This window comes from bacterium (assembly GCA_024228115.1).
Classification (GTDB): domain Bacteria; phylum Myxococcota_A; class UBA9160; order UBA9160; family UBA6930.
The window spans coordinates 1-1,117 of sequence record JAAETT010000304.1; the positions used below are offsets into that span (position 1 = coordinate 1).

General features: G+C 51.8%; 3 protein-coding genes. All 3 read left to right on the forward strand.

All coding sequences use genetic code 11. The features are described from left to right. Positions 1-249 (forward strand): phage tail protein (locus tag GY937_13560; GenBank protein ID MCP5057734.1); only part of this gene is annotated, 249 nt, incomplete at its 5' end. Then, the gene (locus tag GY937_13565) at positions 249-530 is read left to right on the forward strand and encodes a hypothetical protein (GenBank protein ID MCP5057735.1); all 282 of its coding nucleotides are present in this window, start codon (positions 249-251) and stop codon (positions 528-530) included. The genes GY937_13560 and GY937_13565, both read left to right, overlap by 1 nt. After that, the coding region (locus GY937_13570) for a hypothetical protein (protein ID MCP5057736.1) at positions 527-1,117 on the forward strand (591 nt) is incomplete at its 3' end. The genes GY937_13565 and GY937_13570, both read left to right, overlap by 4 nt.

Here is a 1,117-nt window from a genome sequence, read left to right on the forward strand (position 1 = left end):
GCACGTCACAAGATCAATATTAACAAGTCCGTGGATGAGTACGCAGGAGCACTGGGTGTGGATCCATCCATGGTGAACAGCAATGATGAAGCGCAGGCGATGGCCGACGCGGAAGCACAAGCTCAGGCACAAGCCCAAGCGATGGCACAAGCAGAGCAGAGTGCGAACGTTGCGAAGACTGCGTCCGAGACAAGCACGGCTGGTGACAGCGTCCTCAATGCCGCGATGCAGCAAGCAGGTGCGCAGTAGTGCAGTACGACGAGATTGATAGTCAAAAGCTATCTAAAGGTGTAGAATCGCGGGAACTGGAGCTGTTGTACATACGTAAACTGATGAGCGACAGGCCTGGCAGGGCGTTCATGGCTCGGTGTCTACTGAATACGGGTATGGGCAACACGACGTTTGATGTGGACCCATACAAACATGCCAGGAATGCGGGTTTACAAGTTCACGGTTTGTGGCTTGCAAGTGAGCTTAAAGCAGCAGCACCAGATGATTTTATACAGATGCTGAAGGAGCATGATATATGAGCGATGAAGATGGTAGTGTAGTAGCAGTCCAGACGGTGAGTGACACCGATGGCGCGGATGATGCAGTGACAAGTAGTGATGCAGTGACAAGTGATAACGCAGCGAGTGTGGCTGCAATGGACGCTGACGGTCAGAACGTTGACAGTCAGACTACTGATGCCGATCTCGGCACAGGAGATACTGGTGATAGCCTTGAATCTAGCTCTGACGGTTATGCCGACTTTACTTTGCCCGAGGATGTACAGCTTGACACAGCAGTCCTTGCAGAAGCAGCTCCACTGTTCAAAGAGTGGGGCCTTTCGCAGGATCAGGCACAACAAGCAGTTGATTTCTACGCAAAACAAGTCCAGGCGATCTCAGCGGCGCAGACCGGTGCACATGACCAGTTGATGAGTGAATGGCGTATAAACTCTGAAAATGATAGCGACATCGGTGGGGATAATCTACCGGAAGCAGTCGCGCTCGCACAAGCTGCGATTAACAAATTCGGAACGCCCGAACTCAAACAACTGCTACATGATCACGGCGTGGGTAACCATGTCGAGGTCATACGCGTGTTTAGGAATGTGGGTAAACTTACGGCGGAA